Below are 16,274 nucleotides of genomic sequence, written 5' to 3'. Positions count from 1 at the left end.
CACACCGGATTGATCAGCCCTTGGCGGCCTTGCGAGTCCGGCGGACGGTGGCCGGGGGCCGCCAGGCGCGCAGGTCGTCGTCGGTCAGCCCGTGCTCACCCTGCTTGGCCGAGCGGTAGCCCTCGAAGAAGGCTGCGGGCGAGCCGCCGTAGAGGCCGTCGAACTCGTCGTGCCACTGGGTGAGCCAGGGCTGGAGCTCGAGGAGGCCGGCGAGGAGCGGGGTGAGTTCCTCGGCGGACAGCTCGTCGTGGTTGGTGAAGTAAGTCGACAGAGCCTGGGCCTGCTCACGGTGATCCCATCCGGCCCAGCCGAAGAGGGTGGGCGTGCCGGAGATCGCACCCGTCGCGTAGGAGATGAACCGCTCCTTGGGTACGTCGAGCTTGCCACGGGCCTTCCAGTAGGAAGCCTTGAGGAAGTCGGCCGAGGTGTACTTCGGAGGCACCGGAATCGAGTCACGGATCTTCCGCTTCTCGGACTCCTCGGTGGCAGCGTCCTCTTGCCGCTGAAGATCCCAGACGTGCTCCCAGTCCGCGCGCTTCTTGAGCGCGGCGGGCTTGTAGCGCAGCGCAGCGAGGAAGGGGACGTGGTCGTCGGCGAGGAGATCGGAGACGACGGTCGCCAGCTCCTTGCGAGAGGCGTAGATCTCGGCGACCGATACGAAGTCCTCGTCGCGGGAGAGAGCGTCGGTGAGCTGGTGCAGGGCGACGATGGCAGGCTGACCGTTCTCGTCGAACCAGTGGTCCCGGTTCTCGATCCGGTCGAGCAGCCAGGACTTCAGGGCGCGCTCCTGGAGCACGTCCCAACCCTCCGTCGCCCAGCGGCGCTTGTACTCGGGTCGCTCGACCATGCCGATGGCGCGGCTGGTCTCGATGACGTCAATGCGCTTCTGCACGACGGCCTTATACGAATCCGGCCAGTGGGCGGGGATCTCGGTGATGGGAGGAAAGTTGTGGTTATGGTGCGTGAACCACGATGTGTTGACTTCGCCTCTCTCTATCTTACGGGCCAAGACGATCGCGAAGGCTCGATCTGCTGGCCCTAGTTCCGGGACGTCAGTCGGGGCTGCTATGGCCTGCTCGTTGAGCAGGCCATAGGTGGCGTAAACCTGCCAGTCCATTTCTTCTTGAAGGGAGATCATGCGGCCTCTAATTTGCGCCCACTGGGATTTTGCTGAACGCAGAGACTCTGCACTTGGAGCTGCCTTGCCGGCAGAGGTCAAGGCGGCGGGGCTGATCTTGGTCAGGCGTTGCGCGAGGCTGTGGACCTCTGAGGCAAGTTCTGTAGGGTAAGACGAGGGTAGGGGGAATTCGCCCAATTTTGTGCCCGTAAATTCGAAGCGATGTTCCCAGGGCTCGTCTGCTCCTGCTTGTTCAGCGCCGGGTCGGCCTTTATTGTGGCTGACCTGTTTCAGCCAGAAGCATGCGGTGGAGCTATTTAGTGCTCCAACCAGGCGCAAGTAGTCTTCTGGTTGAGCAGTGTCTGGGAGCTTAATTACCGGAGCGGTTCTGTTGAAGAGTTTCCCACTGCTGTCGAATGTGAAATGGTTATGCGTTGCCACGAAAGCAAACGTGACGCCGGAATCTGTGTGCAACTTGCTCGGGTAGTTCTCAAGATGTACGTACCAGCTTCGCCCATTCTCTTCCAGGGTCTTTCCGAAAATCTTGCGAGTGCGTAGCCGGGTTCGATCCAGCCAAAGGTGACGCGATACGAGTTTATCGCTCTCGTCGAGCAGTTGGCTGCTGGCGCGGTCCAAGTACGGGTTGCTGACGGGTACGGTGGCGACTATGCCGAAATCGCGAACTGCGTCGCCAGCGACCAATGGGCGAACACGGTCCTCGTAACCAAATCTTTGAGCCGAGGAGGCGTTGGGCCAAAAGAAGATATCATCAGCACCCGTGGACGTTGTCCGCCCAATGCTTGATGAGATTGACGAAAGTCGCGACCGAGAGGACGATTCGATGCTTTCAACCATCTCGAGACCGCCATCAGAAAGGATCCATGGCTGTTTTCCGAAGTAGCGTGCACGGTCGAGGTCGTCGACGGAAACCCACTTACTCACTGAAGTGGGGTCGTCGATCTGTTTTGTAATGGCAGTCCACACCAGGCCGTGTTCCGCGTTCTCGGGCGCAGTCGGTTCGCTTTGAATGCTTCGCACGGTTCGGATTGTGGCCGTGCGGTCCTTTCCGGCCCTTCGTCTTCCAATCAAAATGACTGTGGGTGTGCCATGACCGGGAATGTATGCGCCGGAGGTGTCAATCACCTCTGTTAGTTCGACCTTGTGGGCGAAATATTCCGCAATCAGCTTTGTGCCGAACTCTCGCTTCATGAAGGAGTTTCCGGTGATTTGGCCGATCATTCCGTATCCGCGCCCGCTGGGTTCTCCGATGTTTGCGAGCTGGAAAAATCTTTCAGCGAATGGTACGGATAGCGAATATGTTCCTGCGCAGGACTTGTAGAGCTCTCGATACACCTTGTTTAGGTTGGTGTCTTCGACCTGAATGTATGGGGGATTCCCCACGACTACGCCGTACCGCCCCTGCTCCAAAATATTCTTGTGCTCGTGCAGGTCCTCTGTCGAGTACGAGAACTCCGCCAGTTCATCCCGCTGTTCGGTGGTGAACTCCAGCTCGCCCTGCCCAGTCCCACCCAGCAGACCGAACTCAAGCTGCCGCGCCTTAATCAGCGAGTCGCCCACTGCCAGGTGCATCGGCCAGTCGTAGCGACTCGCCTCCGCCAGCGTGCGGATGTTCGCCGCTGCCATCGCCGCCATCAGCAGGCGGAACCGGGCGATGGCCACCGCGAACGGGTTGATGTCGACGCCGTGCACCGCGTTCAGCGCAGTCCGTACACGCTCGTGCAGTTCCATGCCCGGCTGCTTCTCCGCCAGGAGCCGCACCATCCGGCGGAACGCGCCCAGCACGAAGTGGCCCGACCCGCACGTGGGGTCGATCATCTTCAGCTCAGGGAGGCGGCCGCCCATCTCCCGGACCACCGGGTCCATGGTCCGGTCGAGGATGAACTCCTCCACGAACTCCGGTGTTTGCAGCAGCGCGTACGTCTTCCGGGCCGCCTCGGACAGGTCCTGGTAGAGGTCGCCCAGGAAGCGGGTGTCCCAGCCCTCCGTGCCGTCCGCGTTCAGCGGGTCGGTGAAGTCGTGCACCAGCACATCCGCGTCGTCCCGCTCGCGCCAGAACTCCACCAGCTTCCGTGCGCCGTCGTGCGACAGCGGGATCTGGTACAGGGGATTGCGACGAGGGTTGAACAGCAGCTTGCCGGCCTCGCCCGCGCCCAGCTCCGCGAAGGCGCGCTCCAGCCACCCACGGAACGTCGGGTTCGACTCCTCCTCGACGTACTGCGCGTACCGCGCCTCCGCCAGGTCGCGCCGCTCCGGCTCTGCGCCCGTCAGGTACGGGTCCGGGATGAGGCGGTTGTCCTCGCAGAAGCGGACGAAGACCGTGCCCAGCACCCACGCCACCGCGACCTGCGTGACCCGCTCGTCCAGCCACGCGTTCCAGGTCGCCGCCGTGCGCTCCAGCTCCCGTGCGCGGTCGTACTCGGCACGCAGCCGCCCGGCACCCGACTCCGCCAGCCGGATCCGGTCCGCCTGGTCCTCCTGCATGCCCGCAGCACGGGCCTCTAGCCAGACCGGCCACTGCGGCGTACCCCCCGCGTCGGCCTTCGCCGCCTTCGCGTGCTCCGCCTTCAGCGGCTTCAGGACGGCCTCGCCGTCCTTGACCTGCTCGGCGAGGTCCGCCTCGACCGCCTTGACCTGCTTGATCAGGTCAGCCAACAACGCCTTGCGGTCGATCACTGCGCCTCGTCTCCTTCACCGACACCAACAGAAAACCGTGCCCCAGACCTGTGCAGGTTGTCCACCCACTCATCCGGAAGCGGGATCCACTCACCCAGCCCGGCCTGATACGGCACGGACGTGGTCCCCAGCCGCGGTGCCCGCGCCGGGTCGCTCTGCGGGCACAGCAGCCACAGTCCGCGCCCGCCGCCCCGCGCCCGCTCCGCCAGCCGGTCCAGTACCGCCATCGCGTCGTACCGCGCCAGCGCACCCGCATCCGTCAGCAGCATCGGCACCCGTACATCGGCCGCCAGCCGCTCCGACAGTCGTGGCTCGACCGCGCTCCACGCCGTACGGGCGTACTCCGCGAACTTCAGCGCCGCCTTCGAACCCGGCTCCGCCGCATCTGCCCGCAGGATCGTCTCCCACGACGGCTTCGGACGCGGATCCACCAGCTCGTGCAGGGCATCCAGGAAGAACTCGGTCACCGACACCGGCTCGGCGCCGAGCCGCTCAGCGATCAGGGACCGCACCGCATCCGGCGTACGGCTCATCCGGACCGTCAGTACCCGGAACCCGTCCCGCTGTGCCGACGACAGCAGCCGCTCCTCCGACGTGAAGGCTTCCGCGAGCTGCAGGTCGTCGGCGTACTTGTGGGCCGACAGCAGAGCCGTCGGCTGCCGCTGGTCGCCCACCGAGACGAACGTCGAGGCGTCCTTGCGCTGCTTCGGCAGGTACCGCAGTGTCCGGGTGCCCTGCCGCGTGGAGAGCTCCAGCTCGAAGCCGGCGCCCTGCAATGCCTTCGTCAGAGGGCCGGCAGCCGGCAGCGAGTGGCCGCCCTTCGCGTCCAGCAGCTCCGGGAACCGGGCCCGCACCCGCTCGTGGATTTCGTCCCCGGTCAGGCCCGGCTGGCGCTCCCAAGGAACCCCCGGAATCAGCCGGACCAGGCCCGCCTGGGTCAACCGCAGCGCCCGCACCAGCGGCAGCCGACGCGGGTACAGCTCCAGGCGCGGGGTTGCCGCCGCGTCGGTCGAAGCCGCTGCGGCCAGCTCCACCGTACGGCGGTCGTCCCACTCCACCAGCCCGCTCGGCAGCGGTACGTCGCCCAGAGCGCCCAGCACCGTCACCGCCGTCGGCAGTGTGTCCAGCTTCGCCAGACGGTCGGCCTGCTTGCCCAGCCGCTGCGCGTAGTCCAGCAGACCGGGGGCGGACGGGGTCTCCGGATCGTCCTCGTCCATGACCTCCAGGGCCAGCAGACCACCGCGCATGCCCTCGTCCGTCGCGTCCCGGTTGGGGGAATTGCGGAAGTGACTCTCGTCCGGGATGAGCTGCTCGACCTCGACCACGGCGCGCACCGCCGCCAGGCCCATTGCCCGGCGCAGCTCGCGCTCCTGGAACTCGGTACCACGCCGAACCGCCAGCGCATCCGCGATCTCGGCGGTCGAGGCGATCCGGCCGCGCTCACCCAGCAGCTCCAGAATCTCGCCGCGCAGAGACTGCACCGCAGGGTGGCGCTTCCACCGGCCCCGCTGGACCTTCAGCATCTGCGGGATCCGGCCCGCCGAGAGGTGAAGGGCCTCCGCGACGTCCTTCTGCTTGGGCCAGACCCCGATCTCGGGCATCGCGCCCCGCTCGTCCGGCAGCTGCAGCAGCAGGCGCACCATGTCGCACTCGTTGCGGTTCGAGCCGTCCTTCTTCAGCTCGGGCACGAAGAGGGTGGCGAGCGTGTCGAGGCTGACCGTCCGCAGTGTGCGCGCAGTGAGCTCGTTCGCGGCCCCGCCCTCCGCGGCCGCTACGGCGACCGCGGCCTCCGCGGCCGACAGCTCCTCCTTCGCCGCCTTGCGACCCTCGGGGGTGAGCGGCGCGGCCGGCTGGGCGGTCAGCTTCTGCCGCCACTGCTTGATCCGGCCGAGGACCTCCTTACGGGTCTTCGCGCCGAGTCCCGGCGCGTTGACCAGACTCCGCTGGCTGTAGTCGACCAGCTCGCCGACCGTGTTCACCCGCAGGCTGTACACGAAGGACTCGGCGGCCGGACTCAGCCCGGCACCGGAGATCAAGGTGCCGCGCTCGACCTGAGCGGCAAGCCGATCGCGTTGCTCCTCCGCGGTCTCGGCCTCGGCCTCGGCGATGGCTGCGGCGGCCGAAGTACGGGCCCCCGCCCCAGCCCTCTCATGCCGTGACCGCTTGGTCAAGGGCTTCGCCTCGTCCATCGCCAGGAAGATCTTCTTCCAGGCGTCCCGCATCGGCTTGAGATCGCTGAAGCGCTCCGCCGCGTCCCGGTGCAGGGCCTTGCGGAAGAAGGCCACCAGGCCGTCCTTGACCGCCGGGTCGAAGGCGTCCGCAGCGATCGTCGGGTACGGTTCCGCCTCCGCATCGGTCTGCCGGGCGAGGACCTTGCCACCGCCCCAGACCGGGAGCTCGCGCGAGGCCATCTCGTGCAGGGTGACGGCCACCGCGTACCGCTCGGCGTGCGCGTCGTATACCGAGCGGTCGGTGAGCGTGCCGATGAAGGGGTCCAGGTAGCCGTCCGTACCCGCTTCCGTCTCCTTCACCGGGTACCCGGCGAGCGAGAAGTCGATCAGTACGAGCTCACGCGTGCGGTTGGGACGGACGCGGACCGCGATGTTGTCCGGCTTGATGTCGCGGTGCCAGACGCCCTCACCCTCGAGGAAGTCGACCGCCCCGAACAGGTAGTCGCCGTACGCCTCCAGCTGGTCCACCGACAGACGGCCGAACTCGCGCAACTGGCGGGCGACCGTCTCCTCGCGGCGGCGGTTCTTGGACGCGCCGGGCTCGGCCGGGTCGGCCCCGACCTCGCGCTCGTCACCGACGTACTCCATGACCAGGACCGTCCGGCCGCCGATCTCCTGCGGCTCCTGCTCGATCAGCCGGATGACCCGCGAATCCGGACGCAGGCTGGACATGACCTCGGCCTCGCGCCGAAGCACCGCATTGCTGCGCTCCGACACGGCGACCTTGAGTACGGCCAGCTTCTTGGCGAAGCGGATCTCGGGGCCCGCGGTGAGATCGAGTACGAGGAAGGCACGGCTGGTGGAGCCCGTACCGAGGCGGCGGTGGACCCGCCAGCGTCCGGCCAGCACATCTCCGGCCACGGCTTCCAGCGGGTCCTTCTCGGGCTCCGCTGGTACGGCAGGCCGTACGAGAACGGGCTGGGTACTCGGAGAGGGCTCGGTGAGGGACTCCTCGACGACCTCCAGCATCTCCAGGAAGTCGTCCACGGAAGGCAGCCGGACGGTGGCCTTGTACGCGGTCGCCGCCTGCACCAGCTCGTCGATGTACTCCGAGAGCCCGTCCGCCACCGCGCTGGGGCGCAGGCCCTCACCCGCCTCGAAGCGCGCCATCAGCTCTGCCTGGCTGGCCGCAGGGGCCTTGCCGGTGGCCAGCAGGTACGTGAGGACGCCGAGGCCGTACACGTCAAGTGCGACGGGATCGGCCTTGGGGGCGGTCAGTTCGGGCGCCAGGTAGGGGTCGGCGCCCTCGGAAATGTGCCCTCCGGCCAGAGAGAAGGTCGTCGGGGCGAAACGTTCGGCGCCGGGGCCGCTCTGGTCGGAGCTGCGCTGGACCGCGACCTGCCAGTCCGAGACCTGGAGGTGCGGCGTGAGCCAGCCGGGCTCGTCGGAGTCCTTGCGGGGGTTCCGCCCGACCGGCATCACATGGATGGCACGGGCGGCCAGTGTGCGGTGGTAGAGCTTGCGGCCGTGTGCGGAGCGCAGGGTCTCGGCCAGCTGACGGACGAGCGCCATGCGCGTCAGGACGTCGAGCTTGTCGCCGTACTGGATCAGGTACTCGTCCAGCCGCAGGGTGCGTGGGTCGTAGTCGAAGATCAGCGCCGGGCCGGCCGAGTGACCGGTGGGGTCGTACTGCTTGAGCTGGACGACACCGGGATGCCGGAAGCGGCGCAGCACGGCCGCCTCGCGCCGGGCCGCCCGCTCCACAGAGGCGCGCAGCTCGGCGCCGGACCCGCGTTCGCGCAGGTAGACACGGATGCGGGCGGCCTCCGGCAGGTCAGTGTGCCGCGCCAGATAATCGGCCCAGGTGGGACCGGAGTCGAAGGACTTCCGGTTCAGCAGATACGGGCCGACCTTGAACTCTGCGTCGCTGCGCGCGATGCCGATGCGTTCTAGGGCCGCTGCGATCTCACGAGCCTTGGGTGCGTCGATACGACGGCGTTCCTCGGCAGGCGGCTTCTCCAGCATCTGGACGAGCTGGGGCACGGTGTGGACACCGTGCTGGTCGTGGGCGGGCAGCCGGTTGCGCAGGGAGGAGTCGGTGAAGCAGACCGCCTCCGATACCCATACCCGGTCGACCTGGGACCGGAGCAGTCCGGCGAGCTCTTTGGCCTTCTTGTTGGCCAGGTGCAGGGGGTTGTTGTGGGCGAGCTGTCGTCCGCCCGGCTGGGTCTGCAGCCAGGTGCCGTTGCGGGACTCGACCGCGCCGTGCCAGTCCTTCAGCTCGATCAGGTAGATCCCGCCCGGAGAGATGACGAGGAGATCCACCTCACGGACGTGTCCGCTGGCCGCGGTGAAAGTGAAGTTCGACCAGGCGTGCCAAGGATCATGATCCCGCAGTTGCGCACGGATGGCCTCCAGGCCCCGTCGCTCATGCGGAAACTCGGATTCGGTGACCGTCACCCACCGGCCGTCCCGCATATGCGATTCCCTCTTCATGCTGATTTTGCTGGTTTTGTTGCCGTTCGGGAGAGTAAGCCTTGAGTCAAATCGTAACGGGTGCGGCCGGGGAGGGGCACGAGCAGCAGGAATTGATCAAGGGGGCTCCTCGGTGCTGCCAGACACCCCGATTAATCTGATCATCATGATGGATCGTGGGGTGGGACAGCCCGGAGACGGAGTGGCTGGGGTGCAATGGCTCCTCCAGCCTCGTGGCTCGAGAAGGGTGCGGGGGCCGGAGCATTTCCAGCGCTCGGTCCGCGACGGGGTCCGGTTGGCGGACTATGAGGACGTTCTCGGGGATGACGCCGCTGAACTCGGCCGGATCTTTCCCGACGGCACGGCCCGTCTCTGGGGCGCCACACCGCCGAAACAACCCAACCATCACAAGGCGAAAGCCCTCCGAGGCCGCAGGATCGGCGACGAGGTGCTGTTCTACGCGGAGAGGACCTTCATCGCCAGGGCCACGGTCCAGGGGGTCCTCCACAACCGTGCCCTGGCACGGAAGGTCTGGGGCGTGAACGATGAAGGTGACACCTGGGAGCACATCGTCGCCCTGGGTGATGTGGTCGAGTTCACCTCGGACGCTGTGCCCCTTCTGACTGAGCTCGGTATCCCGGAGAAGTTGTGGAGCCTCATGCTGCTCCCGGCACCTGACCGACTCCGCCTGCGCGGTCTGGTCGACATTCCGTCCGGTCGGCAGCCGGAAACCGTCATGGTGCCCACCCCACGTCGGCCGAGGAAGGCGCTGGCCCGGGTGCCCGAGCTCGGGCGTCAGGATCTTCTGCAGGCTCTCGGTGCCCTGTGTACCGCCTCCGGGCCCCAGGGTTCCTCCCTGTGCAAGCCGCTGACGCTGCTCTGGGCCATCGGCCGACTGGTCGCCCAGGAAGACCGGCTCGCACCCTGGGAGATCTTCGAGAGCGAGGTCGGGGCCCTCCTGACCGAGTTCGGGCGGACCGGCTCCCGGGCTGCACCGCAGTATCCTTTCTGCCATCTGCGCAGCAGTGGCCTGTGGGAGGTCGAGGGCGTTGCGGAGGGTGCAGACGCCACCCCCACGGCTCTGCGTGCGACGGGTGCCAAGGCAGGATTCATCGGTGAGGCGGCACGGCTGCTGCGAAGGGCCAGTGTGCGCGCCGAGGCGGTCAACCAGCTCTGCGCCACCTACGTCAAGGACGAGGACCGTGCCCGCCTCCTCGGCAGGGTCGGCCTGGGCGGATTCCTGAGGGCGAGCGGCGGGTCATGGGAAGAGGAACCCGGCGGAGCCGCCGCGGGCCCGGTGGACCGCCGTGCGACAAGCGGAATGAGCCCGGTGCGGGACCAGGAACTGGTCAAGGCGGTCAAGAACCTGTACGGACACACCTGCCAGGTGTGTTCCGAACCTCTGGAGGTTCCCTCCGGCTACTACAGCGAGGCCGCGCACATCCAGGGACTCGGCACCCCGCACGACGGTCCCGACACGCTGGCGAACCTGCTCTGTCTGTGCCCCAACCACCATGCCCAGTTCGACAGGCTCGCCCTTTACATCGATGCCGACTGGAAGGTGTGCCGTGCCCGGGACGGCGTGGTCCTGTCCGCGCTGGAACGCCGTGCCGGGCACGCTATAGGAGAGGAGTACGTCGAGTACCACCGCCTCCTGGTCCGGCGAAGCCCGTAGGGCCCGGCGGCGCCGGGCCCGCTCCGGCTCTCACCAAGACGTGTCCCGGACGGTGTGCCGAAGGCGCGGGGCCTGGCACACGGGGTGTCTTCCAGGACGCCTCACCGTCGGTGAGTAGGTGCCGCCGGGTTCGGGACGCGCGGGTTGAACACCCAGATTCCCTGTGAATACGTGGCCCCCTTCATCCGGCCGGAGGCGCGCAGCCAGGGGTTCGCCTTCTGGAACGGGGCGAAGTTGTCGTTCGAGACGATGACCCCGCCGACCTCCTCGGCGATGCTGATCACCAGGGCGTCACCCCGTCCCTCGGTCCCGGCCGGGGGCTGTACGACCGTTCCCTCGTCGATGGCAGCCTCTACCCGGGGCCGTTCCGCCGCGGAGACGTCATGCCGCAAGGTGGCATCGACGACCACGTGGATGTCATGGTCGGGATGCTTGAAACGCAGCGATGTGACGGCCGCCTCGAGCGCTGCGAAGCTGGGCTTTCCGCCCATGGCACGCGAAGGGCGTCCGTTCCAGGCGAGGTTCGACCCGTCGACGACGAGTGGCGCCGGACGCGCGCCCGTGCGGGCCGTGGACGCGGGGGAGCGTGGTGGGCCCGGGACGGGAGCCGGCTTGGACGCGCCTGTCCGGCCGCTGCCGCCCGTACCGCTCCGCTGCTGGTGCGGGTGGGTCGGCGTGGCGGCGGGCCGGGCAGTCGGAGCGAGGGTGATCAGGCGGTCGAGTTCTTGTTCAACCTCCGGCAGGACAAGGCCGTCACCGAATACCTCGACCTCCCCGTCGAGGACGATCTGTCCGTTCCTCTGCAGGGTCGCCTTGACGTTCAGGAGTCCTTCTTTGCTGTAGGTGTACTCCAGGTCGAAGATCCCGTCCTCGGCTCTGCACCTTTGCGGGTAGGTGAGGACAAGGTCGGTCAGCTTGACGTTGTCCGGGTGATCGACGGGACGGTCCGGGTCTCCCTCCCAGACCTCCACGGTCAGATGCGAGACGTTGTCCCTGGTGGGCTCGTACGACTTGACGCGCTGCTGAGGCAGCCGCTGGTTCCGGTCGATGAGGGCGCTGAAACGGCGCCCGCCCTCCCGGTCCTTGGTGACCGTGCCCAGTGCATGGGTGTTGACCACCCGGATGATGCTCTTCAGCTCGCCGTCCATGGCCGCCGCGCAGATCGCCGCACCCTCGGCGACGGCGGTCATCGGGTTGCACAGTGCGGTGTCCACGAGCTCGCAGTCGAGTGCCTCCGACACTGCGGCGCGGACCGCCGGGATCTGACTGCTGCCGCCGATCATCAGTACCGCGGTGAGGTCCTGCGGGTCGATCCGGGCCTGCGCCAGGCACTGCTCGACCGGGTCGAGCGCCCGGCTGATCAGGTCCTGGACGGCCGAGGAGAACTCGTGCTGCCCGATCTCGACGGCGACCGCGTCCGGGGTGACGATACGCACCGATTCCTGCTGGGAGAGCAGGATCTTGGCGCGCTCGATGTTCAGGTTGAACTGGCGGGTCTCGGACTCACTCCACCGGCCCCGGGCAGGAGCCCGGTCGAGGACCATGCGACGCAGCCGGGCGTCGATCTCCAGCCCGCCGAGACGGTTGACTCCCCGGCTCGCCTTCTCGTCGAAGAATCCGTCGTCGTGCAGAAGCAGCGTGGCGTCCATCGTTCCGCCGCCCCAGTCGAAGACCAGGAACTCCCCATCGACCCCCATTTCGTGCGCGTAGGCGATCGCGGCTGCCGTCGGTTCGTTCAGCAGGGTCCGCACCCTGATGCCGGCGGCGCGGGCCGCTTCGCGGGTACGGAAGCGGGCTGCTCCGGTCGAGTTCGCGGGCACCGTGACAACGGCCTCCCGGACCTCGGTGGCGGCCTCTTCCCCCGCCGCGCCCACCATGGCGTGGAAGACTCCAGCCGCAGCGGTCGTGGCGGCGAACCTCTCACCCCCCAGGGTCACGAAGGGCTCTTCCCGCAGCATTCGCTTGCATGCCTCGACCGCGTTCTCCGAGCGGAGCTTCGCCTCCCAGCCGAACAGGGTGCCGGGCCGCAGTGAACTGGTGCCCACGATCGACGGGTAGAGCAGCTCGAAACCCGGCCGGCGCCAGTCCGCGTCCAGACCCTGCCCGCCGATCTCCAGTACCTCGACGTAGTCGCCGTTCCACTGGGCCATCACCGAGTTGGTGGTGCCGAAGTCGATACCGGCTGCCGTCATGCTTCCTCCCCCACCGTCATGCCCGCGGTGCCGGGGACACGCCGCAGCTGTCCCGCGAGAATGACCTTCCCTGTCAACTCGTCCACGTATGCCGGACGCAGCAATGTGAAGCGCTCGCCCTCGCCTTCTGTGACCACGAACCGGTCGCTCTCCTCCGGCTCCGTCACCCTCAACAGCCGTAGTTCGCGCAGATGCACGGTCATCGCACCCTCGACCGTCTCACCGCCACGGGCTGCCTGGGACCACAACATCGCGTCGATCTCGGCGAGCCGTCCGGCGAACTGGGCTCGTGTCCGGAACTCGTCCAGTACCGCCTTGCGCACCGCCGTGTTCAGGGCGGCCGTGGGTGCCTCGCCGAGACCGGCGCCGTCGAGGGCTTCCGGTACGCGGGCCACCACCCCCTTGATGATCCCTGCTGCGTCGATCGGCTCCGAACTCGCGGGCGGTTCGCCGGACCCGGTGACGGCCGGTTCCGTCGCCGACTCCAGCCGGTGCGCTCTGCGGTGCTTCAGTACCCCTGGCTTGCGCGGCGCGACTGTCTCCTTGGCGCCAGGCTGCATCTGGCCGCACTGAGGGCACGGCCGGTGCGGGCGCAGGATCTTCGGGATCTTCGAGCCACGCTTGGTGAGCTTCTCTTTCTTCGGAGTCATCAGGGCTCTGCCTCGTTCGGGTCGGTCGGTGGATCAGTACGTCGAAACCGTCACCGTGTGGGCCCGTGACGGTCGAGGTGGGGGGCGGTCGTCCGGAAGTCGTCGAGGAGTTCGACGGCGGCCCGCGCACGGACGGCCTCCAGATCGGCTCCGCTCGTCACCGGGGTGCGACGAGGGAGAGCCTCCACCGGCGGCACCAGATGCTGCGGGACCACGGAAGGCATGACGTAGAGGGACGGATCGATCGGGAGCTGGAAGAAGACGTTCCAGCCCGCGTCGTTTCGCAGCGCGTCCCGGATACGGTCCTCAGCCCGGTTCAGGCGCGACTGGGCGGCGGGGTCGCCCTCATGCCGTCTGAAGATCTCCCGGCACCGCTCCTCCCAGCCGTAGGTGCCGTGGTCGAGGCCGACTTCCAGGAAAGGGTTGGTGACCGGGCCGCGATTGTTCTTCGTCGTCCCTCTCCAGGCCCGGACCAGTGCGAGATTGCGCCTGGAGATGTCGCTGCCCCCTTCGGAAGCCTTGTCCGCGTACTCCTCGGCCGTATCCAGCTCACCGCTCACCGCAGCCGCGTACGCAGCGAGGGCGTACGCCTCGGGAACCATGCGGGCGGGCACGTTCCGGCTGGTCCCGACCCCTCGGGTCAAAGAGCGGGCCTGCCGGGCCGCCGCCTCCACGTCACCCGACTTCAGGAGGTCGTACGCACGGTTGAGCGCGACGAGTGCGTAGAACGCGCTGCGCCCGGCATCGACGGACTCCTGTGGTTCCCACAGCGTTGCCATCAGCAGCCACAGTCCGTGGTCTTCCGTCATCTTCAGGGGCCACTGGCCTGAGAGCGCCCCCGACCTGAGGTCACGCAGCTCGATCTGCTGGGGCCGGGGCAGCACGGCATCGAGTGCGTCGACGGCCGACACGTCGCCGTCCATGACCACCTCGTACAACAGGTCCCAGACGTCATCCGGTTCCTGTCGCAGGAGTGTCTGGCCGTTCAGGAAGGAATACCGCCGCAGGAAGGAGTGCCATCCGAGTTGCGCGGCCTCCTCCTGGAGGACCGTTTCCGGGGCGAGACGTGCACGGAGGTACAGCTTCTCCTCTTCCGTGTCGCGCGCCTGCCACGGTGTGTCCTCGGGGAGCAGGCCGCCATGCTCGACCAGGTCGTCGATGACAGACAGCGGAGCCTGGGAGAGGAGTTCGTCCACGAAACGGTTGGGCACGGGTATCGCGCCACGGGTGGCAGCGGTGGCAAAGAGGGAGAAGGCGGGACCGCCCGTGATCACAGGGGAGCGCTTGCTGACGAGGTCGGGACCGGGCGTGGTCGAGCACAACAGCCGGCACCGTTCCAGCCCGGCCTCGTTGAGCCATCGCACACCGGCGGCCCACAGGCTCCGTAGATGTATGAGTACGGAGCCCGGTGGCAGAAGACCGAGTCCGTTACGGACCGCGGGGAGCAATGTCTCGCGGTCCGGCGTACCTCCGAGGGCCTGTACGAGCACTGTTCGCTGGGTTTCTGGAAGGCTGGGCGTGGAGGCGATCTCCGCCAGCATCGCGAGCACCACTTCGACAGCCTCGCCACCACCGACGCCGAGCCATCGCCATTTACGTTGCACAAAACCGCTGACCCCGGTGTGGCCCTGGGTCTGCCGACGTTCTCGCGCACGCGCCAGCCGCTCTCGCTCAGCGGCTTTCGCCGCATGACGAGCGGCGACCGGATCCGTCATGTCGTACACGCCGACAGACTATCCATGCGGTCAGGCGTTCCTTACGCCTTTATCCGTATTGTGACCTTGGGGCGGGCGTGTTCACGCGGTGCCTCATTGTTCGAGGACGGCCCTGCCAGGGTGATGAACGGTGGGCTCGGCAGGAAGCTCACACACCAGCCCGCCCATCCACGGCTGCCGTGCTGCTGCACAGCACTTGGCCGCACATACGCGAAGACCCCGTCTCAGCGAGATCGCTGATGGCGGGGTCTTTGGGCACTTCTTGCGAAGTGCCCCCGGCAGGATTCGAACCTGCGCACACGGCTCCGGAGGCCGTTGCTCTATCCCCTGAGCTACGGGGGCGTGTCGTTCGCGTTGCGGCGACGAGTTGAACACTACCAGCTCCCGTGGGGTGATCAGGAACGGGTTCGAGGGGGGTGGGAGGAGGGGGTGGCCGGAGGGGGGTGGAAGTGGCGAAAACCCGGACGCGGGGGCCGGAGTCGACCTATTCTCAAGGGGTGCCAGGTGCCTCGGGCCGGGTGCTTGTTGTCGACGACAGCAAGGTCATCCGGCAGCTGATCAAGGTCAATCTCGAGCTGGAGGGCTTCGAGGTCGTGACCGCGAACGATGGTGTCGAGTGCCTGGACGTGGTGCACCGGGTCTGCCCCGACGTGATCACTCTTGATGTGGTCATGCCCCGGCTGGACGGGTTCGGGGCCGCCGCGCAGTTGCGGGCCGATCCGCGGACGCGGCACCTGCCCGTCGCCATCGTCAGCGCCTGCACGCAGTGCGAGGTGGAGGCCGGGGCCATGGCCTCGGTCGATGCCTTTCTCGCCAAGCCGTTCGACCCCGCCGACCTGGTGCGCGTCGTGCGGCGGCTGGCCGAGGGCAAGGACCGGCGGGAGCGGAAAGGGACGGGGACACCCGCCGGGAGGGGCCGGGGATGACCGGTCCGGGTACCGGTGGGGCTTTCCGAGCCGGACGGCTCGGCGGCCGTGTTCACCTGATTCTCCTAGAATGTCCTGGGCTTCAGTCCGGGGGAGGAACGGGTCCGCAGTGCGGAGCCGCATAGCCGCAGGGTTCGTTGTGCATCGGTTCTGACCTGTGGTTTCTGTCGGTTGTCAGTGGGGGCGGTCAGCTTCTGCTTCGTGACGATGACCTTGATGGCCGATCAGGGGGCCGGGCGTGCCCGGTACACCTATCGGCTTCGTGTGTCGTCGGGTGCGTCCGCCGCTCTGGGTGCGGGGTGGGGGCGGGGCCGGTGGGTGTGGAACGAGAGCGTGGCCCGGTCGAAGAAAGCCCACATCGAGGGTGAGGAGTGTGGTCCGGCGCGTCTGGACAGGATGCTGACCGGGGCCCGTGCCGCGATGTCGTGGCTGCGGGAGGGTTCCTCGGTTGCGCAGCAGCAGGTCATCCGGGACTTCGCCGTCTCCCGTGCCAGGGCGCTCAAGGACGTCAAGGCCCGGCTGCCGGTACGGCAGCGAGCGGGGATGCCGAAGCCGAAGAAGAAGCGCGAGGCGCGAGGCGCGAGGCGCGAGGCGCGAGGCGCGAGGCGCGAGGCGCGAGGCGCGAGGCGCGAGGCGCGAGGCGCGAGGCGCGAGGCGCG

7 protein-coding genes, 1 tRNA gene and 1 pseudogene are annotated in these 16,274 nt (G+C 67.6%); 3 read left to right on the top strand and 6 right to left on the bottom strand.

The features are described 5' to 3' along the window. Window positions 1-13: 13 nt before the first annotated feature. Both pglX and pglW read right to left on the bottom strand, forming a co-directional pair. Window positions 14-3,811, bottom strand: coding sequence for a BREX-2 system adenine-specific DNA-methyltransferase PglX (gene pglX, locus ACIA5F_RS02375; protein WP_399348230.1), 3,798 nt, complete (start codon window positions 3,809-3,811; stop codon window positions 14-16). Next, window positions 3,808-8,460 carry a BREX system serine/threonine kinase PglW gene (gene pglW, locus ACIA5F_RS02370; RefSeq protein WP_399348228.1) on the bottom strand — a complete coding sequence of 1,551 codons (4,653 nt, stop codon included), beginning with the start codon at window positions 8,458-8,460 and terminating at the stop codon, window positions 3,808-3,810. Before pglW ends, pglX begins: the two co-directional genes overlap by 4 nt. 130 nt (window positions 8,461-8,590) lie before the next feature. On the opposite strand from pglW, the gene ACIA5F_RS02365 reads away from it, so the two are divergent. Next, complete coding sequence (locus ACIA5F_RS02365) at window positions 8,591-10,132, top strand: HNH endonuclease (protein ID WP_399348226.1); 1,542 nt, start codon at window positions 8,591-8,593, stop codon at window positions 10,130-10,132. Window positions 10,133-10,233: 101 nt separating this feature from the next. On the opposite strand, the gene ACIA5F_RS02360 is transcribed toward ACIA5F_RS02365, so the two are convergent. The 4 genes from ACIA5F_RS02360 to ACIA5F_RS02345 all read right to left on the bottom strand — a co-directional run bounded on the left by ACIA5F_RS02360 (window position 10,234) and on the right by ACIA5F_RS02345 (window position 15,031). Further along, a complete protein-coding gene (locus ACIA5F_RS02360; protein ID WP_399348224.1) occupies window positions 10,234-12,324 on the bottom strand; it encodes an Hsp70 family protein in 2,091 nt (696 codons plus the stop codon). Beyond that, a complete protein-coding gene (locus ACIA5F_RS02355; protein ID WP_399348222.1) occupies window positions 12,321-12,974 on the bottom strand; it encodes a hypothetical protein in 654 nt (217 codons plus the stop codon). The genes ACIA5F_RS02360 and ACIA5F_RS02355 overlap by 4 nt, the downstream gene beginning before the upstream one ends. A gap of 50 nt (window positions 12,975-13,024) precedes the next feature. Beyond that, window positions 13,025-14,689 (bottom strand): hypothetical protein, encoded by a 1,665-nt coding sequence (locus ACIA5F_RS02350; RefSeq protein ID WP_399348874.1) that lies wholly within the window; start codon window positions 14,687-14,689, stop codon window positions 13,025-13,027. Between the two features lie 270 nt (window positions 14,690-14,959). After that, window positions 14,960-15,031: transfer RNA gene (locus ACIA5F_RS02345), tRNA-Arg, on the bottom strand. A gap of 176 nt (window positions 15,032-15,207) precedes the next feature. On the opposite strand from ACIA5F_RS02345, the gene ACIA5F_RS02340 reads away from it, so the two are divergent. Together ACIA5F_RS02340 and ACIA5F_RS02335 are read left to right on the top strand one after the other, a co-directional pair. Continuing rightward, window positions 15,208-15,615, top strand: coding sequence for a response regulator (locus tag ACIA5F_RS02340; RefSeq protein WP_399348220.1), 408 nt, complete (start codon window positions 15,208-15,210; stop codon window positions 15,613-15,615). 396 nt (window positions 15,616-16,011) lie between these two features. Next, window positions 16,012-16,274 (top strand): annotated as a pseudogene (locus ACIA5F_RS02335) (hypothetical protein); the annotation flags it as partial.

Origin of the sequence: Streptomyces sp. NPDC051567, from assembly GCF_044454165.1 — a bacterium.
Lineage (GTDB): Bacteria > Actinomycetota > Actinomycetes > Streptomycetales > Streptomycetaceae > Streptomyces.
Note: the sequence above shows the minus strand (reverse complement) of the source record. Positions and strands in the feature narration are given on the sequence as shown.